Raw genomic sequence first — 26,844 nt, forward strand, 5'->3', positions numbered from 1 at the left:
TTGGCTGATTCAAAAATAGTTCGCAACTTTGCCTCGTTGAAATAAAAGAAAACAAAAATGAAATTTACAATTTGCAATATGATGTCTTGTATGATGCCGGAATATTCCGCAGAGACACTATTGTGATTTTTTTTCAGAAAAAATATATATAGAACCTCTGCTGATTGCAGAGGTTTTTTTTTGGTCAAAAATGAAAATTTACACAAGAAAAAAATAAAACTGATTTTTAATTTGGTGGATAAAAAAATACTTATTACATTTACTCTATCGAATTAGTCGAATTTAAAAAAGAAAAATAAATTTTAATTAAAATGAAAACAATAGCAAGAAAAAATATGATGTGTTGTAGCATGATGCAAATGTGCATCCCAACTTGCTGTTGCCAAAAGTGAAAGATAAAATCTTTGTTATAGTTTCAACTATAAGCCCTTTTGGTTGCCATCCGAAAGGGCTTTTTTATTTACCATTTAAAATTAAAATCATGAAAACATTAAATTCCATAGCAGTAGAATATTTATTGAGAAACGATTCTCAAAACAATAATAAATCAGAAAATATCGCAAGAGAAGTGAGCAGAATAAATTCAGAGCAGTATCTGAGAGATCAAAAATCATTGTTGCTTCAAATGTATGAATTGGAAGAAGGCGACTTTTTTGCTTAAGCCAATTCAAACCAATTATAATTTAAAAAATCAATTACACTATAATATAGTATTAACAATATCTAAAAAATTAAGAAATCATGAGTACACAAAAATTTGCAACAAACGCATTACACGCAGGACACGATGTTACTAAAAACGCAGGAACTAGAGCTGTGCCTATTTATCAAACTTCATCATATGTATTTAATAATGCTGATCATGCAGCCAATTTATTTGGTCTTGCCGAAGCCGGATTTATTTACACACGTTTAAATAACCCAACAAACGATGTTTTAGAGCAACGGCTGGCGGCGCTTGAAGGCGGCATTGGAGCTGTCGTAACGGCATCAGGAGCATCGGCAATTTCGACAACATTATTGACACTATTAAGAGCCGGGGATCATATCGTTGCTTCAAATAGTTTATACGGTGGAACTTACAATTTGTTAAGTGTAACATTGCCACGATTAGGAATCACAACTACGTTCGTTGATCCTTCAAAACCAGAAAACTTCACTAAGGCTGCAAAAGAAAATACGAGAGCTTTTTTTGTAGAATCTTTAGGAAATCCAAAGCTTGATATTTTGGACTTAAAAGGAATTTCGGCGGAAGCCAAAGCATTCAAAGTGCCGTTTATAGTAGATAATACAGTTGCGACACCTTATTTATTAAACCCAATTAAATACGGTGCCGATATTGTAATTCATTCCTTGACTAAATATATTGCCGGAAACGGAACTTCATTAGGCGGCGTTATCATCGATGCCGGAAATTTTGATTGGGCAAACGGAAAATTCCCTGAATTTACAGAGCCTTCAGCAGGATATCACGGATTAGTATATCACGAAGCTTTAGGAAATGCTGCTTTTATTGCAAAAGCAAGAATTGAAGGTTTGCGCGATTTTGGTGCGGCTTTGAGTCCGTTTAATGCATTCCAGATTATTCAGGGATTAGAAACCTTGCCAATCCGAATTAAAAAACACAGCGAAAATGCTTTGGCCTTGGCTGAATGGCTTGAGAAACAAGATGAGGTTGTTTGGGTAAATTATCCAGGTTTGAAATCAAGCAAATACTACGATTTAGCAAAACAATATTTGCCAGAAGGACAAAGCGGGATTATCACTTTTGGATTAAAAGGCGGTTTTGACGCTGCAAAAAAAGTGGTTGATGAAACTAAATTGTTCTCATTGTTGGCCAACATTGGCGATACAAAATCATTAATCATACATCCAGCAAGTACAACGCACCAGCAATTGTCTGAAGAAGATCAATTATCAACTGGAGTTTCTAAAGATTTGATTCGACTTTCTGTCGGGATCGAAGATATCGAGGATTTAATTGCTGATTTGCAAACTGTTTTTGAAAGCATTACGCAAGCGCAATACAGCATCAATAAAAATTAGGTTTTTTTGTTTTTTGTTTGAAAAATTGCCTTTAGCAGCGTAAGTACTGCTAGAGGTGATTTTTTATGATGAAAAAAAATCAAAATAAAAAGTTTTCACCATATAAGTGATATAAGTTCATTTTAGTAGAGGCGTATAATAACACGTTTCATTGATGAATCGTAGAGACGCACTGCTGTGCGTCTAACTTCAGAACGTAATAAGTCCAAAATTGCAACAATTACATTAAATGAACTTATATCACTTATATGGTGAAAAACATTTAAAATGTTAGAAATTATGTCAAAGCTTAAAATAAATATTATTCTTTTTGGGATTGGGAATATTGGAAGCACTTTAATCAATCAGATTATAGAAAGTCAGGAATTTTTTCTGCAAAGCAAAAATGTCGATTTTCATTTTCCTATTATAACTAACTCAACCGTTGCTTTTTTCGAGAAGGAAGGCGTGGGGTATTCATGGGAAACCAATTTTAGAGAATTGGCGGTGCCTTTTAGAGTAGAGGATATTGTAGAATTCGCAAAAGAAAATGAATTTGAAAATTTGATTGCCGTTGATGCCACAGCCAGCGATGAGTTGATTGGTCATTACAATACACTGATTGAAAACGGATTCAATATTGTGGCGGTAAACAAAAAAGCCAATACACTCCCAATCGATCTTTATAAAAAGCTGAGAGAAAATTTAAAAAAATACGACAAAGAGTTTTTGTATGAAACATCGGTTGATACTGGATTTCCAGTTTTGCAAACTTTAAGAGATTTGTATTATTCGGGCGAAAAAATCACAAAAATCAGAGGTGTTTTTTCAGATCATTTAAGTTATGTTTTTAATCGATTTTCTGCAGAAGAAAATTCTTTTTCAGCTATTTTGAAAGATGCCAGTCTTCTCGGATTAATGCGTTCTACTTTCAAAGAAGACTTGTCAGGAAATGATACAGCTCGGAAATTGTTGATTTTGACTCGCGAAATTGGAAAAGAGTTCGAATTAGCAGATATAAAAATCAGTCCTATTATTAGAGAAGAACATTTAGAGAAAAACGGAATACTGAATAAAGAGGCAATTGACAAATCATACAAAATAGCAAAAATCACACAGCCCGAAAATCATGTGTTGCGTTATGTTGGTGAATTTGATATTGAGAAAAATACGCTTGAGGTAAAGCTAGTTTCAGAACCTATTACATCGGCAATAGGTCAATTAAAAGGATCAGATGCCATTTTTGAAATTTACACGAAATCTTATGCCAATGTTCCAATTGTAATACAAGGTGCATCGCCATCAAAAGAGGCAATTTCAAGGGGAATTATAACCGATATTTTAAAAGTCGCCGAAAAAATTAAAAATAAAGAAGCAGTTTGGCTTTAAGTGGTTTTTGATATTAGAAAAAAAGTTCTTTGAAAGATTGAAACAGAAAAAGTTAGTTAATTTTTTGTAAGATAAAACTGTTTTTTCTCTAAATTGTGATTTTGTAAGATGTTTTTTGACGACAAAAACGTGTTTTTTAACGTTTTTTTAGAAAAAATAAGCTTTTGTAACTTGCAATATTCAAAAAAAAGTCGCAAATTTGTAAGACAAGTAAGATCTGTTAAAAACAGATGCCGAAATGTTAAAAACAAATGATTATTTCCTTTTAGATTTTAATCAAATCTAAAAGTTTTTAAATAAAATTAAATGCAAGAGTTTTTTAAAATAAAAGTCAAATCACAGATGAATAAATCCCTACAGATGAACAAGATGTTTAACGTCGCACGTATTTGTGTATGCGTCTGTTGATACTAAAAGTATATATAAGTTTCTATAAAAACTTAAACCCTTTTGGTATTAAAAATCCAAAAGGGTTTTTTTATTCATTTTGATTACCATAACACAGATTTAAAGAAAAAGTAAAGATTATAAAACGCAAACTAACTTAAACTTAAATATCATGAGCACATTAAACTACTTAAGAAAAAAGATTTCAACTTTCAAAAACATCAAAAACGAAAGAAACAATCCGCCGCCAACAAATGAGTTGATCCACCCAAGTTTCGGAATCACGGAGACAGATAAAAAAGAGGCAAAAAAAGAACCAAATTCTTTGTTATTCTTGATGTATTCAAAAGAGAATGAAACGCTTTTTATCTAAATCAAAAAGCATCATAAAATAGGGTAAAACCCGCTTAATTTTACTGGGCAGTTTGTTCGGTAATTTTTTGCGTATAATAGTTTTAGTAATAGACAAAGAGATTATGGTATTAGTGATGCCAATTCTTTCGACTTTATGGCTTTAATCCCGAGGCTTCGTGATCGGCTTATTTTAAAGTATGTTTAAGAAATTGCACAATCAGTTTCGATAAAATTTGTTAGTTTAAGAAATTAGTAGTTAATTTGCACCGTTAAGTTCAAAAACGTATTGAAATGTTATAAAGAAAGGAGGAGGGATTAGACCCGATGAATCCTTAGCAACCCTTCGTTAATTCGAAGAAGGTGCTGCATTCTACCACGCCCAAACGTGGAAAGATAACAACAAGAATTTTTCTAGTTTCAAACTCTAGACTTTCTTTCTAATATTTCCACATACAAATCAATAATAAAAAGATTTGAAATTGGAAAATATACCAAATCCCATCATAATTCAAGATTTCATCACAGAGAGTGGTGCAATATTTTCATCATTACCGTTAAGTTTTACGCTTTCTGGCTTGCCTTTGCATTCGGCTCCAATCGTTTTGGTTAATCATGCCTTGACTGGAAATGCCCAAGTTACAGGTGACAATGGTTGGTGGAATGATTTGATTGGTGACGGAAAAACAATTGACACCAACAAATACACAATTTTAGCCTTTAATGTTCCGGGAAATGGAAATGATTCATTCCTAATCGAAAATTATCAAGATTTTACAACCAGAGATGTTGCGCGAATTTTTATCAAAGGTTTGAAATCGCTAAACATAGAACAGGTTTTTGCTATAATCGGCGGTTCTGTAGGTGGCGGAATTGCGTGGGAGATTTTGGCATTGGAACCAAATATTACAGAACATTTAATTCCAATTGCAACCGATTGGAAATCGACCGACTGGATGATTGCAAATTGTTTTCTGCAGGAACAAATTTTGAATAATTCATCCAAACCAATTGAAGATGCCAGAATTCATGCTATGCTCTGTTATCGATCTCCTGAATCATTCAAAGAAAAATTTCAACGAACCATCAATCAGGATCTTTTGATTTTTAATATCGAAAGCTGGCTGGCACACCACGGAAAAAAATTGCAGCAACGTTTTCAATTGGCATCGTATAAATTGATGAACCAATTGCTCAAAACCATAGATATTACTCGAAATAGTGAGGATTTCGAAACATTAATATCAAAATCAAACGCGACGATTCATATTGTTGCAATCAATTCAGATTTGTTTTTTACACCAAAAGAAAACCTGGAGACCTATCAGGAAATAAAAAGGTTTAAAGACAATGTTTTTTACAGCGAAATTGATTCGGTTCACGGACATGACGCTTTTTTAATCGAGTACAAACAATTAGATCATTTACTTGCCGATATTTTTAAGGCAGAAACAATAGCAAAATAAAAATGAAAGTATTAAAATTTGGAGGCAAATCGTTATCAAACGGAGAAGGACTTAACAAAGTAGTTTCAATCATTTCAGATAAAGTAAATCAAGGTGAACAAATTGCCGTAGTTGTTTCTGCGCGAGGTAATGCAACAGATGAATTAGAAGATATTCTAAGAATTGCTGCTAAAAACGGAAATTATAAGCCATTGTTAGAGAGTTTCAAAGCGTATCAAACTTCAGATTATCCGCAAGTTGATTTGTCTGAAGAGTTCAGTATTTTGGATAAACTTTTTGAAGGAGTAAGTCTTATAGGTGATTACAGCAGCAAAATTAAAGATCAGATTTTATCTAAAGGCGAATTGCTTTCGGCTAAATTATTGACTGCTATTTTGATTGAAAAAGGTATTCCGGCTAACTTTGTTGATACAAGAGAATTACTTAAAACCGATTCGAAATTTGGTGATGCTCAACCATTGGAACAACTTTCAAAGAAAAACGTTGTCAATTATTTCAAGCTTCATAACGGAGAAACAGTGAATATCGTAACAGGTTTCATTGGTTCAAACAACAATAACGACACCACGACTTTAGGAAGAAACGGAAGTAATTATACTGCTTCGTTAATTGCGAATTATCTAAATGCAGAAGAACTTCAAAACTTCACGCACGTTGACGGAATTTACACAGCAAATCCAGATTTAGTTGCTGATGCTAAAAAAATCGAATATTTGTCATTTAATGAAGCAAATGAGTTGGCTAATTTTGGTGCAACTATTCTTCATGCAAAAACGATTATTCCATTATTAGAAAAAAATATTCCGCTTCGTATTTTAAATACATTCAATCATGAAAATCGTGGTACTTTAATCACTTCAGATTCTGCTAAAGAAGGAATCAAGACGCTTTCTGTTTTAGAAAATGTTTCTCTTGTAAATCTTGAAGGAAGAGGATTATTAGGAAAAGCTGGAGTTGATGCCCGAATTTTTAAAGTAATGGGTGATCACAACATCAGTGTAAGCATCATTTCGCAAGGTTCTTCTGAAAGAGGAATTGGTTTGGTTGTGGCCAAAGATAAAGCGACACTTGCAATGGTTGAGTTGGAAAAAGAGTTCGAAAATGACTTTTATTCTAAAGATGTAAACCAAATTACGGTTACAGATAATGTATCTGTAATTTCAATCATAGGTCAGGATTTAAGTACTTTCCATAAGCCATATACTGCTTTAATCAAAAACAAAATAGTTCCGATTTTATTCAACAACACCGTTACAGGCAAAAACGTGAGTTTGGTTGTGAAGAAAGAAGAGCTAAATAAAGCTTTAAACGTAATTCATGGAGAAATTTTTGGAGTTTCTAAAAAAATCAACATTGCAATTTTCGGCCATGGATTAGTTGGAGGAACTTTGATCAATCAAATTTTAGAATCGGCTTCTGCAATTGAAAAACGTAAAGACATTAAACTGAATGTTTTTGCCATTGCCAATTCTAAAAAACTGCTTTTAAATAAAAATGGCGTAACTTCAAATTGGAAAAATGATATTCAAACAAAAGGAGAAGCTTATACGTTGAATGATATTATTGCTTATGCAAATGAATATCATTTAGAGAATTTAATTGCAATTGATAACACGGCAAGTGCATCATTCGTCGAAAATTATATTCCGCTTGTAGAAAGCAGTTTCGATTTGATTTCATCTAATAAAGTGGCTAATACATTGACGTATGGTTTCTATAAAGAATTGAGAAAAGCTTTGGCAGAAAACCAAAAGAATTATTTGTACGAAACCAATGTTGGAGCAGGTTTGCCATTGATCGATACAATCAAATTACTGCATCTTTCGGGAGAAAATATCACAAAAATTAAAGGAGTTTTCTCAGGAACATTGAGTTATTTATTCAATAATTTCTCTGCAAAAGATGCGCCTTTCAGCGAAATTTTGCAAGAAGCGATTGATAACGGATATACAGAGCCAGATCCGCGCGAGGATTTATGCGGAAATGACGTGGGAAGAAAATTATTGATTTTGGCAAGAGAATTAGATTTGCAGAATGAATTTGAGGAAATCTCAATTCAGAATTTAATTCCGGAACATTTGCGCGATGGAAATGTTTCTGATTTCTTGACGAAATTAAAAGAATTCGATCCAATTTATGCTAAAATAAAAGCAGAACAACAGCCAAATCACGTGTTGAGATACATTGGTGAATTGTCTGGAGATTTGCAGAATGATAAAGGAAATTTAGAAGTAAAATTAGTTTCAGTGCCAAAAGATACTGCATTAGGCGGATTAAAAGGTTCTGATTCTTTCTTCGAAATTTACACAGAATCGTACGGAGATCGTCCAATTGTTATTCAAGGAGCTGGTGCAGGTTCAGCAGTAACAGCAAGAGGGGTTTTCGGAGATATTTTGAGATTATCTGATAAAGGATAATTGATTTTAGATTTTAGATTGCAGATTTTAGATTTAAGATTTGCAAGCCTAGTTTGTCATTTCGAGGAACGAGACTCGAGCAATAGCGAATAGGCGAAGCAAATCACACGCGGAACTCGACAAAGATTGACGATATTCTTTGCGGAATTTCTAGTGCGATTTCTCCTTTCAGTCGAAATGACAAAATTGAATAGAATAAAAAACAAAAAAATAACAACACAATGAAAGTAACCTTAAACAGAGTAAACGACGCATTTCATTTTAAAGTAAAAAATGAGCGCGGACACGTAGTTGACGTTGACAGCAGAGCCGAATTTGGCGGAAGCGATTTAGGAGCAAGTCCAATGGAATTAGTTTTAATGGGTGTTGCAGGTTGCAGTGCTATCGATATGATTTCAATTTTGAAAAAGCAACGCCAAGAAATCACTTCTTTTAATGCTGAGGTTGAAGGAACACGAGTTCAAATTGAAGAAGCAAAACCTTTCAAAGAAATTGATGTGGTTTTCTATTTAGAAGGAGAAATCAACCCTGATAAAGCAAAAAAAGCAGCACAACTTTCTTTCGAGAAATATTGTTCGGTTGCCAAAACGGTTGAACCAACAGCGACAATTAAATACAAAGTTGTCTTGAACAACGAAGCTTTGTAAATTAGATAATTAGTCAATTTGAGAATTAGAAAATTAGATAATTCCTTGACTTAATAAAAAGTAAAATTCACTCCGATTCTTAGTGAAACTCTGTGAAATTTTAAAAAAATCGAATTTATGCCAATTAGTGCAATTCGTGTTAAAACAAAAAACAAAACAACACAATGAATATAGAAGATTTGGGTTTTGAAACACAAGCCATACGAACACATTTAGAAAGAACACAATTCCAGGAGCATTCAACTCCTTTGTATTTGTCATCAAGCTTTATATTTGAAGATGCAGAGGATATGAGGGCTTCTTTCACAGAAGAAAAAGTCCGCAATATTTATTCTCGTTTCAGCAATCCAAATACAACAGAATTTGTTGACAAAGTTTGTGCAATGGAAGGTGCCGAAGCCGGTTATGCTTTTGCAACTGGAATGGCGGCGATCTATTCTACATTTGCTGCATTGTTAGAATCAGGAGATCATATTGTTTCAGCAGGAAGTGTTTTCGGGTCAACTCATGCTTTGTTTATGACGTATTTTCCAAAATGGAAAATCGAAACTTCTTATTTTGATATCAATCAACCCGAAACAATTGAAAGCTTTATTAAGCCAAATACTAAAATTCTATATGCTGAAACGCCAACTAATCCGGGTGTAGATGTGATTGATTTAGAATTGTTGGGGCAAATTGCAAAAAAACACAATTTAATTTTAATAATTGACAACTGTTTTGCTACGCCATATATTCAGCAACCTATTAAATATGGAGCGCATGTCGTAGTGCATTCGGCTACAAAATTAATGGATGGTCAAGGTCGTGTTTTGGGAGGAATCGCAGTTGGAGAAGCAGAGTTAATACGTAAAATTTATTTGTTTTCAAGAAATACAGGACCGGCAATGTCACCGTTTAATGCATGGGTTTTGTCAAAAAGTTTAGAAACTTTGGCAGTTCGTGTCGATAGACATTGTGAAAATGCTTTAAAAGTGGCTGAATTTTTAGAAAGCCACCCCAATGTAAACAAGGTGAAATATCCATTCTTGAAATCACATCCAAAATATGAAATTGCAAAAAAACAAATGCTTTTAGGGGGTAATATAATTGCGATTGAAATTAAAGGAGGTCTTGAAGCAGGGCGAAACTTTTTGAATAAAATTAAATTATGCTCTCTTTCTGCAAATATTGGTGATGTAAAAACAATTGTTACGCATCCAGCATCAACAACACACAGCAAATTGTCTGAAGAAGACCAATTGGCGGTTGGAATCACACAAGGTTTGGTTCGTATTTCTGTTGGTCTAGAAAAGGTAGAAGATGTAATTGCCGATTTAGATCAAGCATTATCTTAAAATATAATCATGAAAATGGAAAGGGCTATTTGTTTTAAATAGCCCTTTTTTGTTATCTTGAAATTGCTAAATTAGAAGTTTGCCTAAATATGATAAAGCCAAGATTAATTTTGCTGTCTGATTTGTTTGGAGGCAATCCCGAATGGATTCAATATTACGTCGAAATATTAGAGCCTAAATTTGATGTTCAATATTATGATGTTTTAAAATTAGCTCAGATTGATTCTTCAAATGATGAAAAAGAAATCCATAATCAATTCTTAAGCGGAGGAATTGAAAAAGCCGTAGCAAATTTATTGAATTATGAAAAGGGAGATATAGCGATTTTAGGTTTTAGCATTGGAGGAACAATTGCTTGGAAAGCTTCTTTACGAGGGTTAAAAACAACGCAATTAGTGGCAGTTTCTTCAACGAGATTGCGTTTTGAGACTGAAATGCCAAATTGTGAAATACAACTTTATTTTGGCAGTAATGATTTTAATAAACCGAATCAGCAATGGTTTTCAGATTTAAAGATGACAGATCAAATTTTTGAAAATGAGGATCATTGGCTCTATTCGAAGAAGAACAATATTTTGTTGATTTGTAGTAATTTTTTGTAATTCATTCGTCAAAAAGTATATTTTTGTTAATACCAAAATTAAAATAAATTATTAACCAAATTAACTTAACCAACCATGAGTAACTCTACCTATGTCCTTGACGATAAATTATTAGCTTCAACTGGACAAAGATTTCTTAATTACATTTTAGACACTGCAGTAGTTTTTGTACTAGTGTTTTGCTTGGGGATTTTTTTAGCTTTACTTGCAACTTTGCTCGGGCTTCCGGGATTGCTAAGTTGGCTTGAAAATATAAGCACATTAGAAGATAGATTGCTTTTTATTCTTATTAACATTATTTACTATGTTTTTACAGAAGGCCTTTTTGGGAGATCTGTTGGTAAATTGATTACAGGAACAGTTGTTGTAGATGAGAACGGTTTAAAGCCTGCTTTTGATGTTATTTTGAAAAGAAGCTTATGCCGTATAATTCCTTTTGATGGTCTTTCATTTTTTGGATCAAGAGGATGGCACGATTCTATTTCGGATACTTATGTTGTCAATAAAAAGGATCTAGAGGAAGAATTGAAAAGCTTTTACGAATTCAATTTAATCGGAAACAACGAAGTAATTTGATGGATTTAGTAGAATTTAACTATTATGCAGTTATTTTCTCATTTAAAAAACCTATTTTTGTTGAAGAAAAATATGAAGTCTGTTTTTTAGAAAAAAACTAAAAATCAAAAGGCTGCAATCTAAAATATAAAATAGTGCTTTCAAAGAAAACAAAATACGGAATTAAGGCTTTAACTTATTTGGCTAGACGCGAAAATAATGAACCGGTTCAAATTGCTGAAATCGCAAAAAACGAACATATTTCGATTAAGTTTTTGGAAAGTATTTTGCTGTTGCTAAGAAATTCAGGATTTCTTGGTGCCAAAAAAGGAAAAGGTGGCGGTTATTATTTGATAAAAGACCCGAAAGATATCAGTATGGCGAAAGTCTATCGTATTCTAGAAGGGCCAATTGCATTACTGCCCTGTGCAAGTCACAATTTCTACGAAAGATGCGATGACTGCGATGATGAATCTACTTGCGCAGCACGACGTCTTATGACAGAAGTTCGTGATAATACACTTAAGATATTAGAAAGTAATTCTTTGGCAGATATAGCGTTTTAAGAATTAGGAATAGAATTATTTAAAAAGACCATTTTTAATTAGAAATGGTCTTTTTTATTTCAGTTTATTATTAAAAAATCAATTTATATCCAGCCATAAAAAGCATTACGGCGATTGCATTTCTAAGGAATTGATCGGGTACTTTTCCGCTTAACATGCTTCCGCAATATATTCCAGGAAGTGATCCCATTAATAATTGCCCGAGTAAGCCTATATCTAAATTCCCCATTGATGCATGTCCAAGACCTGCTACTAAGGTTAGTGGAACGGCATGCGCAATTTCAGTCCCAACCAAGCGAGGCGTTGGTAAAAGTGGGTATAAGAAAAATAAAGTTACAGTTCCTAATGCTCCAGCTCCAATAGAAGTTAGCGTTACCGTTGCGCCTAACAAAACTCCAATTCCAATTGTAAGCATGTTTTGAGTTGTGCTTTCATTATGAAATTTATCTCCAGCATGTTTTTGTGAAAAAATCAAAATCTTCTGTTTGAATATAATTGCAATTGAAGTAAATAATAGAGCCCAGCCTAAACTATACTTAATAACGCTGTTGATTTTTTCAATGTCAGTTTTAATACTGTTTAGTATCCATAACGTCAATAAAGCGGCAGGAACGCTTCCTAAGGTTAGCCAACCGGTAATTTTCCAGTTGATATTTCCTTTTTTGTTGTGGACAAATACGCCGCCTGCTTTGGTAAAAGCGGCATAAAGTAAATCGGTTCCAACTGCTTTTGTTGGGGGAATCCCGAAATATAATAAAATAGGAGTCATTAAAGAGCCTCCGCCGACACCAGTTAACCCAACAATAAAACCAACAACTAAACCTGCAATTACAAGACCGATCTGAAAATCCATAATAAAAATTTGGCGCTAAAATAATAACAATTTTATAATTATCCTATAGATTTGGTAGAGATTAAATGCGTATTTTTGTGGATCACAAAATTGGAGCATGTTGTTAAAATAATCACTAATTCTTTTTAAATCTCTTTTAACTTGGTTTATAGGACGATAGCTTATGTAAAAAAGTAGATATATTGTTTTGATATTTCAAAATATATAGTACTTTTGCAAAGTAATCTACTAAGCCGATAGGGTAATGGATTTTTAAGAACAAAAAACAATTCTTAAAATATGGAAAATGAACTTAAGTTGAGCAACGCTATAGTAAAGTCTGATTCTTTATTAAAGGAAAAATTGTGGGTTGTAATACCTGTTGTTTTGTTGTTAGGTTTGGCAGTTACATTAATTTATAATCATCACGCTGAATTTTCGTGGGATGGTTTTGTTCAGGGATTTGATGAAAATCTTTTAGCGTTTTTCTTAATTGGTGTTTTTGCACAATTAGTAGATGGCGCTTTAGGAATGGGATATGGAGCAACTTCTACATCATTTTTATTGGCTTATGGAGTTTCGCCAGTTTTGAGTAGTACGGCAGTTCACGTTTCAGAGATGTTTACAACCGGAGCATCGGCGCTTTCGCACCACCGCTTTGGAAACATCAATAAAAAACTGGTAAAACATTTATTGATTCCTGGAGTTTTAGGATCAATTACAGGAGCTTATTTATTATCAGATGTGATTGACGGAGATATTATTAAGCCATTTATTGCGGTTTACATGATTATTCTGGCAGTTGTAATTATCAGAAAAGCTTTGAGAAAAAGTCTTGTAAAAAAGAAAACTAAAAAGCTAGGAGTTTTGGCAGTGTTTGGAGGTTTTATGGATTCTGTTGGAGGCGGAGGCTGGGGGCCAATTGTGACTTCAACATTATTAGGAAGAGGAAGAAATCCGAAATATACGATAGGATCTGTGAATGCGGCTGAGTTTGCCATTTCGTTTGCGAGCGGAATTACTTTCATGCTTTTTGGCGGAATTCATGGCTGGCAGATAATTTTCGGATTGATTTTAGGAGGAGTTATTTCAGCGCCAATAGCGGCTTATTTGGTAAATAGAATTAAAAGAAAACCAATGATGATTGCAGTTGGAGTTCTAATTATAGTATTGAGTTTAAAAACATTATCTAAATTATTGTAAAAGATAATTTTAGAAAGGAGAGATTTATGAGTGCGAGTATTGTACAAGAATTATTAGAGAAAACTGCAGCTCTTTCGCTTGACGAAACCTTAGTTTTTTTAGCAAAAGAATTTCCGGGAAAAGTAATTTTCTCAACTTCTTTTGGTCAGGAAGATCAGGTAATTACTGATTTCATTTCAAAAAGCAACACAGATATTAAAGTGTTTACTTTAGATACAGGAAGATTGTTTCAGGAGACGTATGATGTTTTTCATAAAACATTAAAAAAATACAAAAGACCAATTGAGGTTTATTTTCCAGAAGCGGCATCAGTTGAAAAACTATTGCAGGAAAAAGGACCAAACAGTTTTTACGATTCAGTTGAAAACAGAAAAGAATGCTGTTTTATTCGAAAAGTGGTTCCGTTGAGAAAAGCTTTAGCAGGAAACTCAGTTTGGATTACGGGATTAAGAGCCGAACAATCAGAAAACAGACACGATTTAAGTTTGTTTGAATACGATGGAAACTTCGAAATCATCAAATTCAATCCGTTGCTAAAATGGACTTTAGAAGAAGTTGAAACGTATTTGTCTGAAAACAATGTTCCTCAAAATGCGCTACACAAACAAGGTTTCGTAAGTATTGGATGTGCGCCTTGTACCAGAGCAATTTTCCCTGGGGAAGATATTAGAGCCGGAAGATGGTGGTGGGAATCGAGCCATAAAGAGTGTGGGCTTCATAGTGCGAAAAAAGAATAAAGAAGCAAGAGCAAAGAAAATAGAATATAGATTTAAAGTTCCGAAGGAACGATCCATATTGTAGCGCCGGATTTTAATCCGGGGGAAGAATAAAGAGAATAGAATAAAGAGTGGAGCTTTTAGATCAGGCGAAAAACTTGAAACTTTAAACCTGAAACAAAATTTTCCACAACAAAATATCAAACAAAAAAACAATGAGTTCAGTATTAAAAACAAACGCTTTAGAGAGTGAAGCGATATACATTTTCAGAGAAGTAATTTCACAGTTTGACAAACCGGTTTTACTTTTCTCAGGAGGAAAAGATTCTATTACATTGGTGCGTTTAGCGCAAAAAGCATTTTTCCCTGCTAAGATTCCGTTTCCTCTATTACACGTTGATACGGGACACAATTTCCCTGAAACAATTGCTTTCAGAGATAAATTGGTAGAAGAATTAGGTTTAGAGTTGATCGTTCGTAATGTTCAGGATGCTATTGATGAAGGAAAAGTAGTTGAAGAAACTGGAAAATATTCAAGCCGTAACAGCTTGCAGACTACAACACTTTTGGATGCAATTGAAGAATTTAAGTTTGATGCTTGTATTGGTGGTGCGCGTCGTGATGAAGAGAAAGCAAGAGCAAAAGAACGTATTTTCTCTGTTCGTGATGATTTCGGACAATGGGACGAAAAAAATCAAAGACCTGAGTTGTTTGATATCTTAAATGGAAAAATTGAAAACGGTCAAAACGTTCGTGTTTTCCCAATTTCAAACTGGACAGAATTAGATGTTTGGAGTTATATCGAGAAAGAAAAAATCGAGATTCCGTCAATCTATTTCTCACATAAAAGAAAAGTTTTTTTGAGAGACGGTTTAATCTGGTCGCATTCTCCTTTTGTGTACCAAGAAGAAGACGAACAAATCGAAGAAAGAATTGTTCGCTTCAGAACCGTTGGAGATATGAGCTGTACAGCAGCAGTTGAATCTTACGCAGCAACAATCGAAGAAGTAGTTGGAGAAATCAGATCGTCAACCATTTCTGAAAGAGGAGCCAGAATCGATGACAAACGTTCTGAAGCTGCAATGGAGAAAAGAAAACAACAAGGATACTTTTAAGTTGTTGGTTGATAGTTTTTAGTTGATAGCTGAAAACTTCAATAATTGCAACAATAACATAAAAAAGCAGATTAAATATTTTGATGGTTTTAGTTGATGTTTTAGAAAAACCAACAACCATAAACCAACAACCAACAACATAAAAAAGAATGGACGTTTTAAAAATAGCAACAGCAGGAAGTGTAGATGACGGAAAAAGTACTTTGATTGGGAGATTATTGTACGATACAAAATCGTTGACGACTGATAAAATAGAAGCAATCGAAAAAAGCAGTAAACAAAAAGGATACGATTACCTTGATTTTTCTTTGGCAACAGATGGTTTAGTGGCAGAAAGAGAGCAAGGAATTACGATTGACGTTGCGCATATTTATTTTTCGACTGCAAAGAAAAGTTACATTATTGCCGATACTCCGGGTCACGTAGAATATACAAGAAACATGGTTACAGGAGCTTCAACTTCTCAGGTTTCTATCATTTTGATCGATGCCAGAAAAGGAGTTATTGAGCAAACATACCGTCACTTTTTCATCAATAATTTATTGAGAGTAAAAGAAGTAATCGTTGCCATCAACAAAATGGATTTGGTGGATTATTCTGAAGAAGTTTTCAATAAAATCAAAGCTGATTTTGAGGCTTTAAATGCAAAAAGTACTTTCAAAGAACAAAACGTAAGTTACATTCCGTTAAGTGCAATCAACGGCGGAAACGTTGTGGATAAATCGGAAAATATGCCTTGGTACGATGGGCAAACGGTTTTAGAACATTTAGAAGGATTACATGCTTCTGATGTTTACGAAGCAGGAAAAGCACGTTTCCCAGTTCAGACGGTTATTCGTCCTAAAACAGAAGAATACCACGATTTTAGAGGTTACGCAGGAAAATTATACGGAAACTCAATTAAAGTTGGAGATGCCGTAACAGTTCTTCCTTCTTTAACAGAATCAACAGTTACTAAAATTCACTTTTTCGATAAAACATTTGACGAAGCGACAGCAGGTTCTTCAATCACAATCGAATTAGAAAATGATATCAATGTAACGAGAGGTGATATGATTGTAAAATCAAGCGAACTTCCAAAAATTGAAAAGGACATTACCACAACAGTTTGCTGGATGGACAGTAAAAAACTGGTAGCAGGAACTAAATATTTGGTACAACACAATACAAACAGAGTTTTAGCAAAAGTAGAAAGCATTAAAAATACAATTGCAACAGATTACTCTGGAACGACAGAAGCTTCACAATTGGCAATCAACGAAATTGGAGAAGTAACGATCAAATTAAGCAAACCGTTATACTTTGATTCATACAACGAAAACAAATCAAACGGAGCTTTCATCTTAATTGATACAGCAACAAACACAACAGCAGGAGTAGGCTTTATAAGATAGTTGGTGGTTTTTAGTTGATGGTTGATGGTTTTTACGGCCAACAACCAACAACCAGCAACCAACAACCAAAAACTAAAGAGAAATGGAAAGTTTTAGAACAGAAATAGAAAATCCGGTAGTTCAGAAGGAGATTATCGAATTAGAAAAAAAGATTCACTTATTCCGTGGAGGAAAAATTGATGATGAGCGTTTTCGTAGTCTTCGTTTAGCGCGTGGAATCTACGGTCAGCGTCAGGAAGGCGTTCAGATGATTCGTATCAAATTGCCTTATGGAAAAGTGACCAGCGAGCAATTGGTGCGTATCACACAAGTTTCAGACAAATATTCTACAGGACGTTTGCACATTACAACGCGTCAGGATATCCAGATTCACTATGTGAGTTTAGACAGAACGCCAGAACTTTGGGCAGATTTGGCTAAAGACGATATTACGCTTCGTGAAGCTTGTGGAAACACCGTAAGAAATATTACAGGAAGTGAATTGGCTGGAGTTGATGTAAACGAACCATTTGATGTTTCGCCTTATGCACACGGACTTTTTCAATATTTGTTAAGAAACCCGATTTGTCAGGAAATGGGACGTAAATTCAAAATTTCGTTCTCATCTTCAGATGAAGATACGGCTTTGAGTTATTTACACGATCTAGGATTTATTCCGAAAATTAAAGACGGACAAAAAGGTTTCAAAATCATGTTTGGAGGAGGTCTAGGATCTCAGCCAGCACATGCGGAATTGCTTTCGGAATTCGTTCCAGTTAACGAAATCATTCCAACAGCAGAAGGAATCATCCGTATTTTCGATAGATACGGAGAACGTGCAAAAAGAATGAAAGCACGTATGAAATTCTTAATCAAAGAAATGGGGAAAGACGCTTTCCTTGATTTGGTTGAAAAAGAGAAAAAAGCAATCGCTTTTGAAACATACGAAATAGATACAACCGCTTTTGATGGTCCAATTACAGAACCATTATTAGAAGTTCCGCAAGTTACAATTGAAGATACAGAAGCGTATGAAGCGTGGAAAAATTCGAATGTAATTAAACAGAAACAAGACGGCTATTATGCTATTGGGATCAAAGTTTTATTAGGAGATTTTTATACTGATAAAGCACGATTATTAGCTGCTTTAATTAAAAATTACGGAGCAAATGAATTACGTTTTTCATTGCGTCAAAATATTGTAATACGTCACATAAAAGAAGAGAATCTTCCTTTCTTTTATCAAGAATTAGCCAAACTTGACTTTGTTCAATTAGGATATAATTCAGTTGGAGATATTACGGCATGTCCGGGTACAGATACTTGCAACTTGGGGATTGCAAGTAGTACCGGTATTGCAGAAGAATTAGAAAGAGTTTTAAGTGCAGAATATCCTCAGTATTTAAACAACCGCGAAATCGAAATTAAAATTTCAGGCTGTATGAATGCGTGCGGACAACACAATATGTCTGCAATTGGATTCCAGGGAATGTCTATCAACTCAGGAAAACTAGTAGCTCCGGCTTTACAAGTTTTATTAGGAGGAGGAAGATTAGGAAACGGAGCAGGACGTTTTGCTGATAAAGTAATCAAAGTACCGAGTCGTAGAGGTCCTGATGCATTACGTACCATCTTAAATGATTTTGATACGAATGGAAGCGGACAAAAATTCCTTGATTATTATGATACAAAAGGAGAAAAATATTTCTACGAAATTTTAAAACCTTACGCAGATGTAACCAATTTAACAGAAGCAGATTTTGTGGATTGGGGTAACGCAGACAATTACGTAAAAGCAGTTGGAGTTGGAGAATGTGCCGGAGTTGTGATCGATTTAGTGGCGACATTATTGTTTGAAGCTAAAGAGAAATTGATTTTGGCTCAGGAATCTTTCGATGAGAAAAAATGGTCAGATGCAATTTACCATGCATATGCAGGATTTGTAAACGGTGCAAAAGCATTGTTATTGGCTGAAAACCAAAAAACAAATCATCACGCAGGAATTGTGGATTTGTTTGATACTGTTTTCATTGATACAAATAAAATCGAATTAAACTCAACTTTTAAAGACTTGGTTTACCAAATCAATAAAAATGAACCATCAGAAGCTTTCGCTAAAGATTATATTGCTCAGGCAGTCGTTTTCTTTGATAAAATCGAAACTTTCAGAGCACAGGAATTAGCAAATGCATAATATAAAACCCAAAATAACTTTAGTCGGTGCAGGTCCGGGTGATCCCGATTTACTTACGCTGAAAGCTGTAAAAGCATTGGCTGAAGCTAATGTGGTTTTATACGATGCTTTGGCCAACGAAGAAATTCTGGATTACGCACCAAAAAATGCGATTAAGATTTTTGTTGGAAAAAGAATCGGAAATCATGCTTACACGCAAGATCAAATCAATCAGTTGATTGTGGATAATGCTTTAACATACGGAAACGTAGTAAGATTAAAAGGTGGAGATCCGTTTATTTTTGGAAGAGGCGGAGAAGAAATTGATTTTGCAGAAAGTTTCGGAATTGAAACTATCGTAGTTCCTGGAATTTCATCTGTAGTTGCCGTTCCCGCAAGTCAGGGAATTTCAATCACAAAAAGAGGAGTTTCAGAAAGCTTTTGGGTAATTACGGGAACAACTTCTGATAGAAAATTATCTTCAGATGTAGCTTTAGCAGCACAATCTTCTGCAACCGTTGTGATTTTGATGGGAATGCACAAATTGCCTCAAATTATCGATTTGTTTCAAAAAGAAGATAAAGGAAGTTTACCTGTTGCAATCATCCAAAACGGAACAACAGCAGAAGAAAAAGTAGGCGTTGGAACAGTAGATTCGATTTTAGAAGTTGTAAAACAAAAAGAATTAGGTTCGCCAGCAATTATTGTTCTTGGAGAAGTTGTCCGCGAAAGCAATAAATTAAAAGGCTTTTACGAAGAATTTCTATCACAAGAAGTTTCAAGATAAAGTTCCGAAGGAACGATTCATATTGTAGCGTCGGGTTTTAACCCGATGGACGCATGGTAATAACGTTGGATTTTAAACCAATTTTACCAAAGGCAATAGAAAAATCATCTAATTTTGTTTAGATGAAATTAAATTAAAATGGAACAAAACGAATTATATCCAATATTTCTAAAGCTTCACAATTTAAATGTATTAATTGTAGGCGGAGGAAATGTAGGTCTGGAAAAGCTTTCTTTCTTGCTTAAGTCAAGTCCGAATGCAAATGTTGAGGTAGTTGCGCCGGATTTTCATTTAGAAATTAAGGTTTTAGCAGAAAAACATCCTTCAATTAAATTGACGGAAAAAAAGTTCAAAAAGAAAATGCTTAAAAAACGTCACATGGTAATTGCCTGTACAGACGATTTGAAAGTAAATAAAAAGGTTTACGATTTAGCGAGAAAACGTTATCTGATTTGCAATATCGCTGACACGCCAGATTTATGTGATTATTATTTAGGTGGAATCGTAACAAAAGGAAATGTAAAAATCGCCATTTCAACAAACGGAAAATCACCAACAACGGCAAAGAGATTGCGTGAGTTTTTCGAAGAAGTAATTCCGGAAGATATCAATCAAATGGTTGAAAATCTGAATGAATATCGAAAAACGTTAAAAGGCAATTTTGAAGAAAAGGTTAAAAGAATGAACGAGATAACCGATTCATTGAAAAATAAGGGATTGTAAGAGTTCCGGAGGAACGTTTCATATTGTAGCGTCGGGTTTTAACCCGATGAACGGATGAGATTACCTCTTCATTAAAAAATAAAGAGTAAAAAGTTTCGGAAAGAAATTAATGATAAAAATCATTGAAAGTACAAGGATTTATTCGTTTCTTTGCGTTATTAAGAATGATTATAAACAACAACATAATGATTAAAACAGATATACTTATAATTGGAGCAGGCCCAACAGGTTTATTTGCCGTATTTGAGGCAGGATTGTTAAAATTAAAATGCCACATTTTAGATGCTCTTCCACAACCAGGAGGACAGCTATCAGAGTTATATCCAAAAAAACCAATTTATGATATTCCTGGATTCCCAGAAGTATTAGCCGGAGATTTAGTTGACGGATTAATGGAGCAAATCAAACAATTTGAGCCAGGATTTACTTTAGGAGAACGTGCAGAAACTGTTGAAAAGCAAGAAGACGGAACTTTTATTGTAACATCAAACAAAGGAACTAAATTCCACGCGCCAGTTATTGCAATTGCTGGAGGATTAGGAAGTTTTGAGCCTCGCAAACCACTTATCGAGGATATCGAGTTTTATGAAGATAAAGGAGTAAAATACTTTATTAAAAATCCTGAGAAATTCAGAGATAAAAGAGTTGTTATTGCAGGAGGAGGAGATTCAGCTTTGGACTGGTCAATTTTCTTAGCAAATGTAGCTTCAGAAGTAACTTTAATCCACAGAAGAAACGAATTTAGAGGAGCTTTAGATTCTGTTGAAAAAGTACAGGAATTAAAATCAGCTGGAAAAATCAAATTAATCACTCCAGCAGAAGTTATCGGAATCAACGGTGCTGAGCATGTTGAATCATTAGATATCGAAGAAAACGGAGCACACCGTAAAATCGAATGCGATTATTTCATTCCACTTTTCGGATTAACACCAAAATTAGGTCCAATCGGTGACTGGGGATTAGAAATCGAGAAAAATGCTATTAAAGTAAACAATGCATTAGATTACCAAACTAACATTCCGGGAATCTTTGCCATTGGAGACGTAAACACATACCCAGGAAAATTAAAGTTAATCCTTTGCGGTTTCCACGAAGCAACTTTAATGTGCCAAGCTGCTTATTCAATCATCAACCCAGGTAAAAAATATGTATTGAAATATACAACAGTTTCTGGAGTAGACGGTTTCGACGGAACTCGTAAAGAAGCGCCAAAAGCGGTTGTTAAAGCAATCGTCTAAGGTTCTAAGTTGCTAAGACACTAAGATTCTAAGATTTTTATATACAAAGCTCAAACTTTTAGTTTGGGCTTTTTTAATTCCCATGAAATCCCAGAGGGATGACATATTTATAGAAAAGAAATGATTAGGTCTCTATAAAGCTCCAGCGGAGCGACACACAGAGATGTGTCGTTCCGCTGGAGCTCTTGTGTTGTGCTGATTGTTTTTCTATAAATATTATGCTCCTCCGGAGCTAATTCATGAAAAGGTAAAAACTTAGTATCTTAGAAACTTAGAGTCTCAGCATCTTAAAAAAAAACATTTGCAAATCGAAACCCTATTTCATACCTTTGCACTGTTCTTAAAATTATTGTTCGTTATCACGAAAGGCGGAGGGATAGACCCGATGAAACCTTAGCAACCCTTTATCATAAAGAAGGTGCTAAATTCTACTTTATACGACATTTTCCAGTATTAAAGATAGATAACACAAATACATACTCGTATTTCTCAAAACTTTTCTCGATAACATATAATATTTACTGAAACAGATTCTGTATCAGGAGCGAATCATTGGCGCATTTTTGCAGTCAATAGTTCCCGCTTTTCGTTGCAATCATTTTGCTTTTTAAAGAAAAAAGCAAAATAATTTCCACTTCAATCGGGGCTAATGAGCCGGCAATAGTGCACTTTTGGAATTAATGTGAAAAAATATCCGAAGTAAACCGATAGGTTTAAACTTCACAATCATAATAAAAAACTTAGCATCTTAGAACCTTAGCGTCTTAGCAGCTAAAACAAAAAAATATGGCAATTACGATAAAAGAAGCAATAAAAAAAAATATCCTAATCCTTGACGGAGCAATGGGAACAATGTTGCAACGCTATAATTTCTCAGAAGAAGACTTCAGAGGAGAGCGTTTCAAAGATTTTCCGCATCCATTAAAAGGAAACAACGATTTACTATCCCTAACACAACCACAAGCAATCCGCGATGTACATGCCGCTTATTTTGAAGCAGGTGCTGACATTGTAGAAACCAATACCTTCTCTGGAACGACAATCGGTATGGCCGATTATCACATGGAAGATTTGGTTTACGAGTTAAACTACGAATCGGCAAAACTCGCACGCGAGGTTGCCGATGAGTTTACCGCAAAAAATCCAGAAAAACCACGTTTCGTAGCCGGTTCAATCGGACCAACAAACCGTACGGCAAGTATGTCGCCAGACGTAAATGATCCAGGTTACAGAGCCGTAACGTTTGACGATTTACGAATTGCCTACAAACAACAAGCAGAAGCTTTAATGGACGGTGGCTGTGATTTACTTTTAGTAGAAACAATCTTTGATACATTAAATGCAAAAGCAGCACTTTTTGCGATTGAAGAAGTAAAAGAAGAACGCAATCTTGATATTCCAATTATGGTTTCAGGAACGATTACAGATGCGTCTGGAAGAACACTTTCAGGACAAACAGTTGAAGCATTTTTGATTTCAGTTTCTCATATTCCGTTATTAAGTGTAGGATTCAATTGCGCCCTTGGAGCCGATTTGCTAAAACCATATTTAAAAACATTAGCACATAATACAAGTTTTAATGTTTCGGCACATCCAAACGCAGGATTACCAAATGCTTTCGGACAATACGATGAAACACCAGAACAGACTCAGGTATTCATTAAAGAGTATTTAGAAGATAATTTAATCAATATCATCGGAGGTTGTTGCGGAACAACGCCAGATCATATCCGATTAATGGCTGAGGTGGCGAAGGATTATAAGCCAAGAGTTGCGCCAGTTTTTGAATAAATATAATCAATATTAAAAATGGACGGAAAGCATATTGTTTATTCAGAAGATGGAGAAATTTTTAAAGCTTTTCTGAATTCAAATTGGTATGATACGGCGAGTCCATATTTATATTGTGTTTCTGAATTAATAATTATTAGAAACAAGATTAATAATAACGAAAAATTCAAAATAGAAAGTAATGGTGAATTATATCCTATTACGACAAATTTAGAGTTTAAGACATGGATTGAAAAGGTATTTTATGGAGGATTTGAGAAGCATGTTTTTATTGATTAAAAGTAAATAGTATACCTACAAGGTTCTAAAAAACCTCACAGGAAAGAAAATAGAATAAAAAACTTAGAACCTTAGAATCTCAGGATCTTAGTAACTTAAAAAGAAATGACAGAAAAAAGAAGAGACCTTGTATTATCAGGATTAGAGCCGTTGATTATTACGCCGGAAAGTGTTTTCGTGAATGTTGGTGAGCGTACGAACGTAACAGGTTCAAGAAAATTCTTGAGATTAATCAAGGAAGAGAAATATGACGAGGCGCTTGATATTGCAAGACAACAAGTAGAAGGTGGAGCCCAAATCATCGATATTAATATGGATGAAGGAATGCTTGACGGAGTTACTGCAATGACTAAATTTTTGAATTTAATCGCTGCAGAACCAGACATTTCGAGAGTGCCGATTATGATCGACAGTTCGAAATGGGAAATCATTGAAGCAGGTCTAAAAGTAGTACAAGGAAAAAGCGTTGTAAACTCGATTTCGTTAAAAGAAGGAGAAGAAGCCTTTATTCACCACGCCAAATTAATCAAACGTTACGGAGCGGCTGCGATTGTTATGGCTTTTGACGAAGTTGGTCAGGCGGATAATTACGATCGTAGAGTCGAGATTTGTGCGCGTTCGTATGATATTTTGGTGAACAAAGTTGGGTTTCCTCCGCAGGATATTATTTTCGATTTGAATATTTTCCCAGTTGCAACGGGAATGGAAGAGCATAGATTGAACGCATTGGATTTCTTTAGAGGAACAAAATGGGTTCGCGAGAATCTTCCGCACGCACATATTAGTGGTGGAGTAAGTAACGTTTCGTTCTCATTTAGAGGAAACGATACGGTTCGTGAAGCCATGCACTCGGTGTTTTTATACCACGCAATCAAAAACGGAATGACGATGGGAATCGTAAACCCCGAAATGCTTACGATTTACGATGATATTCCGAAAGACTTATTAGAATACGTTGAAGACGTTATTTTAGATAGACGTGATGATGCGACAGAACGACTTTTGGATTTTGCTGAAAGTGTAAAAGGTGAAGCAAAAAGTGACGAAAAAGCCGTTCAAGAATGGCGTTTAGGAACTGTTCAAGAGCGTATTACCCATTCGTTGGTAAAAGGTGTTGACACATTTATTGAGGAAGATGTAGAAGAAGCACGTTTAGCCGCAACAAAACCAATCGAAGTTATCGAGATCAACTTAATGGCGGGAATGAATGTGGTTGGAGATTTATTCGGAAGCGGAAAAATGTTCCTGCCACAGGTGGTAAAATCGGCTCGTGTAATGAAAAAAGCCGTGGCTTATTTATTGCCTTTCATTGAAGCAAGCAAACAAGCCGGAGATAAACAAGGAAACGGAAAAATCTTGATGGCAACCGTAAAAGGTGACGTTCACGATATCGGTAAAAACATCGTTTCGGTAGTTTTGGCTTGTAATAATTATGAGATTGTAGATCTTGGTGTTATGGTTGCTCCGGAAAAAATTATTGCAGCAGCGATTGAACATGAAGTAGATATTATTGGATTAAGCGGACTGATCACGCCTTCGCTTGACGAAATGGTATATCTGGCCAAAGAATTAGACAAACAAGACATTAAAATCCCAATTATGATTGGAGGGGCAACTACTTCGCGTGCGCATACGGCCGTGAAAATTGCACCTCAATACAGAGAAACTGTAATTCACGTTAACGATGCTTCGAGAGCCGTTACGGTTGCCGGGAATCTGTTAGATCATAATAGAAAAATATATGCTGCAGATATTCGTGCAGAATACGATTCGTTTAGAGAAACATTTTTAAATCGTTCAAGAGATAAAAACTTCCTGACGATTGAAGATGCTCGTAAGAACAAGTTACCATTAGATTGGAGTGAATATACTCCGGTTAAACCAAAAGTAATCGGCGCACAAACGATTGAAGTAGAATTGGATGTTTTGGTTCCGTATATCGACTGGACGCCATTTTTCCAGACTTGGGAATTGTACGGAAAATATCCAGCAATTTTAACGGATGAGGTTGTGGGCGAACAAGCGACTTCGGTTTTTAACGATGCTCAGGCAATGTTGAAAGTAATTTTGGCAGAGAAAAAACTGAAAGCAAAAGGTATTTACGGAATTTTCCCTGCGAATCAGGTAAATGATGACGATATCGAATTGCGCGATGAAAACGGAAAAGTATTAGAGAAATTCTTAACACTTCGTCAGCAGTCGCAAAAAACAAAAGGAGCGCCAAATATCGCTTTAGCTGATTTTATTCTGCCAAAAGAAAGTGGAATCGAAGATTACATAGGAGCTTTCTGCGTAACAACAGGTTTTGGTGTTGACGAATGGGCGGCTGAATATGAAAAGAATCTAGACGATTATAATTCGATTATGGTAAAAGCTCTTGCGGATCGTTTTGCTGAGGCTTTCGCCGAATATCTTCACGAGAGAGTTCGTAAAGATTTCTGGGGTTATGATAGCGAAGAATCTTTAACCAACGAAGAATTGATTAAAGAAAATTATAAAGGAATTCGTCCAGCGCCAGGTTATCCAGCTTGTCCAGATCACTTAGAGAAACCAACGATTTGGAAGCTTTTAGATGTTGAAAAACAAATTGGAGTGAAACTAACAGAAAGCATGGCAATGTGGCCAGCTTCGTCGGTTTCAGGATATTATTTCGGAAACCCGAAAAGCCGCTATTTCGGACTCGGAAAAATAAAAGAAGATCAGGTTACAGATTACGCCAAACGCCGAAATGTACCGCTTGATTACGCAATGAAATGGTTGAATCCTAATATAGCAGACTAGAATGGTTGATGGTTTTTGGTTGATAGTTGATGGATTGACTATTAGAACCAACAAACTTTCACGGATTAGAATGATTGTTGGTTTTGATTAA

The 26,844-nt window shown here is 34.9% G+C and carries 23 protein-coding genes and 2 riboswitches; of the genes, 22 read left to right on the forward strand and 1 reads right to left on the reverse strand.

What is annotated here, in order from left to right; translation table 11 throughout:
- Positions 1-481: 481 nt before the first annotated feature.
- From EYY60_RS18230 to EYY60_RS18280, 11 genes are all read left to right on the forward strand, one after another.
- The gene (locus tag EYY60_RS18230; protein WP_132990720.1) at positions 482-661 is read left to right on the forward strand and encodes a hypothetical protein; all 180 of its coding nucleotides are present in this window, start codon (positions 482-484) and stop codon (positions 659-661) included.
- Between the two features lie 80 nt (positions 662-741).
- On the forward strand, positions 742-2,046 hold the full coding sequence (locus tag EYY60_RS18235; RefSeq protein ID WP_132990721.1) for an O-acetylhomoserine aminocarboxypropyltransferase/cysteine synthase family protein: 1,305 nt from the start codon (positions 742-744) through the stop codon (positions 2,044-2,046).
- A gap of 279 nt (positions 2,047-2,325) precedes the next feature.
- Positions 2,326-3,414, forward strand: coding sequence for a homoserine dehydrogenase family protein (locus EYY60_RS18240; protein ID WP_132990722.1), 1,089 nt, complete (start codon positions 2,326-2,328; stop codon positions 3,412-3,414).
- Between the two features lie 559 nt (positions 3,415-3,973).
- Positions 3,974-4,174: a hypothetical protein gene (locus EYY60_RS18245; protein ID WP_132990723.1), complete on the forward strand. Its 201-nt coding sequence runs from the start codon at positions 3,974-3,976 to the stop codon at positions 4,172-4,174.
- 272 nt (positions 4,175-4,446) lie between these two features.
- Positions 4,447-4,555: riboswitch (SAM riboswitch) on the forward strand.
- 79 nt (positions 4,556-4,634) lie between these two features.
- Positions 4,635-5,618, forward strand: coding sequence for an alpha/beta fold hydrolase (locus tag EYY60_RS18250; protein WP_235832358.1), 984 nt, complete (start codon positions 4,635-4,637; stop codon positions 5,616-5,618).
- Between the two features lie 2 nt (positions 5,619-5,620).
- On the forward strand, positions 5,621-8,035 hold the full coding sequence (gene thrA, locus EYY60_RS18255) for a bifunctional aspartate kinase/homoserine dehydrogenase I (protein ID WP_132990725.1): 2,415 nt from the start codon (positions 5,621-5,623) through the stop codon (positions 8,033-8,035).
- Between the two features lie 221 nt (positions 8,036-8,256).
- The gene (locus EYY60_RS18260) at positions 8,257-8,682 is read left to right on the forward strand and encodes an OsmC family protein (RefSeq protein WP_035645609.1); all 426 of its coding nucleotides are present in this window, start codon (positions 8,257-8,259) and stop codon (positions 8,680-8,682) included.
- A 164-nt stretch (positions 8,683-8,846) separates the two neighbouring features.
- Positions 8,847-10,019, forward strand: a complete 1,173-nt coding sequence (locus tag EYY60_RS18265) for a trans-sulfuration enzyme family protein (RefSeq protein ID WP_132990726.1) — start codon at positions 8,847-8,849, stop codon at positions 10,017-10,019.
- A gap of 89 nt (positions 10,020-10,108) precedes the next feature.
- Positions 10,109-10,621 (forward strand): alpha/beta hydrolase, encoded by a 513-nt coding sequence (locus EYY60_RS18270; protein ID WP_132990727.1) that lies wholly within the window; start codon positions 10,109-10,111, stop codon positions 10,619-10,621.
- Positions 10,622-10,696: 75 nt separating this feature from the next.
- Positions 10,697-11,197, forward strand: a complete 501-nt coding sequence (locus EYY60_RS18275; RefSeq protein WP_132990728.1) for an RDD family protein — start codon at positions 10,697-10,699, stop codon at positions 11,195-11,197.
- A 134-nt stretch (positions 11,198-11,331) separates the two neighbouring features.
- On the forward strand, positions 11,332-11,742 hold the full coding sequence (locus tag EYY60_RS18280; RefSeq protein ID WP_026728538.1) for an RrF2 family transcriptional regulator: 411 nt from the start codon (positions 11,332-11,334) through the stop codon (positions 11,740-11,742).
- A 70-nt stretch (positions 11,743-11,812) separates the two neighbouring features.
- Here the strand turns inward: EYY60_RS18280 and EYY60_RS18285 are convergent, their stop codons facing one another.
- On the reverse strand, positions 11,813-12,595 hold the full coding sequence (locus EYY60_RS18285; protein ID WP_132990729.1) for a sulfite exporter TauE/SafE family protein: 783 nt from the start codon (positions 12,593-12,595) through the stop codon (positions 11,813-11,815).
- A gap of 279 nt (positions 12,596-12,874) precedes the next feature.
- Between EYY60_RS18285 and EYY60_RS18290 the strand changes: the two genes are divergently transcribed.
- From EYY60_RS18290 to metH, 11 genes are all read left to right on the forward strand, one after another.
- The gene (locus tag EYY60_RS18290; protein ID WP_132990730.1) at positions 12,875-13,777 is read left to right on the forward strand and encodes a sulfite exporter TauE/SafE family protein; all 903 of its coding nucleotides are present in this window, start codon (positions 12,875-12,877) and stop codon (positions 13,775-13,777) included.
- Between the two features lie 26 nt (positions 13,778-13,803).
- The gene (locus tag EYY60_RS18295) at positions 13,804-14,514 is read left to right on the forward strand and encodes a phosphoadenylyl-sulfate reductase (RefSeq protein WP_132990731.1); all 711 of its coding nucleotides are present in this window, start codon (positions 13,804-13,806) and stop codon (positions 14,512-14,514) included.
- A 194-nt stretch (positions 14,515-14,708) separates the two neighbouring features.
- Entirely contained in the window at positions 14,709-15,608 is a 900-nt protein-coding gene (cysD, locus tag EYY60_RS18300; protein WP_008466601.1) for a sulfate adenylyltransferase subunit CysD, read from the forward strand.
- 149 nt (positions 15,609-15,757) lie between these two features.
- Positions 15,758-17,002 carry a sulfate adenylyltransferase subunit 1 gene (locus EYY60_RS18305; RefSeq protein ID WP_132990732.1) on the forward strand — a complete coding sequence of 415 codons (1,245 nt, stop codon included), beginning with the start codon at positions 15,758-15,760 and terminating at the stop codon, positions 17,000-17,002.
- 82 nt (positions 17,003-17,084) lie between these two features.
- Positions 17,085-19,175 (forward strand): HEPN domain-containing protein, encoded by a 2,091-nt coding sequence (locus EYY60_RS18310; protein WP_132990733.1) that lies wholly within the window; start codon positions 17,085-17,087, stop codon positions 19,173-19,175.
- Positions 19,168-19,941, forward strand: coding sequence for a uroporphyrinogen-III C-methyltransferase (gene cobA / locus EYY60_RS18315; protein ID WP_132990734.1), 774 nt, complete (start codon positions 19,168-19,170; stop codon positions 19,939-19,941). The genes EYY60_RS18310 and cobA overlap by 8 nt, the downstream gene beginning before the upstream one ends.
- Positions 19,942-20,079: 138 nt before the next feature.
- Positions 20,080-20,664 carry a precorrin-2 dehydrogenase/sirohydrochlorin ferrochelatase family protein gene (locus tag EYY60_RS18320; protein ID WP_132990735.1) on the forward strand — a complete coding sequence of 195 codons (585 nt, stop codon included), beginning with the start codon at positions 20,080-20,082 and terminating at the stop codon, positions 20,662-20,664.
- A gap of 185 nt (positions 20,665-20,849) precedes the next feature.
- Entirely contained in the window at positions 20,850-21,902 is a 1,053-nt protein-coding gene (locus tag EYY60_RS18325; protein WP_073412897.1) for an NAD(P)/FAD-dependent oxidoreductase, read from the forward strand.
- A gap of 353 nt (positions 21,903-22,255) precedes the next feature.
- Positions 22,256-22,372, forward strand: a riboswitch (SAM riboswitch).
- Positions 22,373-22,688: 316 nt separating this feature from the next.
- A complete protein-coding gene (locus EYY60_RS18330; protein WP_132990736.1) occupies positions 22,689-23,693 on the forward strand; it encodes a homocysteine S-methyltransferase family protein in 1,005 nt (334 codons plus the stop codon).
- Between the two features lie 18 nt (positions 23,694-23,711).
- Complete coding sequence (locus EYY60_RS18335; protein WP_132990737.1) at positions 23,712-23,972, forward strand: hypothetical protein; 261 nt, start codon at positions 23,712-23,714, stop codon at positions 23,970-23,972.
- Positions 23,973-24,077: 105 nt separating this feature from the next.
- Complete coding sequence (gene metH / locus EYY60_RS18340; protein ID WP_132990738.1) at positions 24,078-26,753, forward strand: methionine synthase; 2,676 nt, start codon at positions 24,078-24,080, stop codon at positions 26,751-26,753.
- The last annotated feature ends 91 nt before the right edge of the window (positions 26,754-26,844 follow it).

Source organism: Flavobacterium zhairuonense (assembly GCF_004352915.1).
Lineage (GTDB): Bacteria > Bacteroidota > Bacteroidia > Flavobacteriales > Flavobacteriaceae > Flavobacterium > Flavobacterium zhairuonense.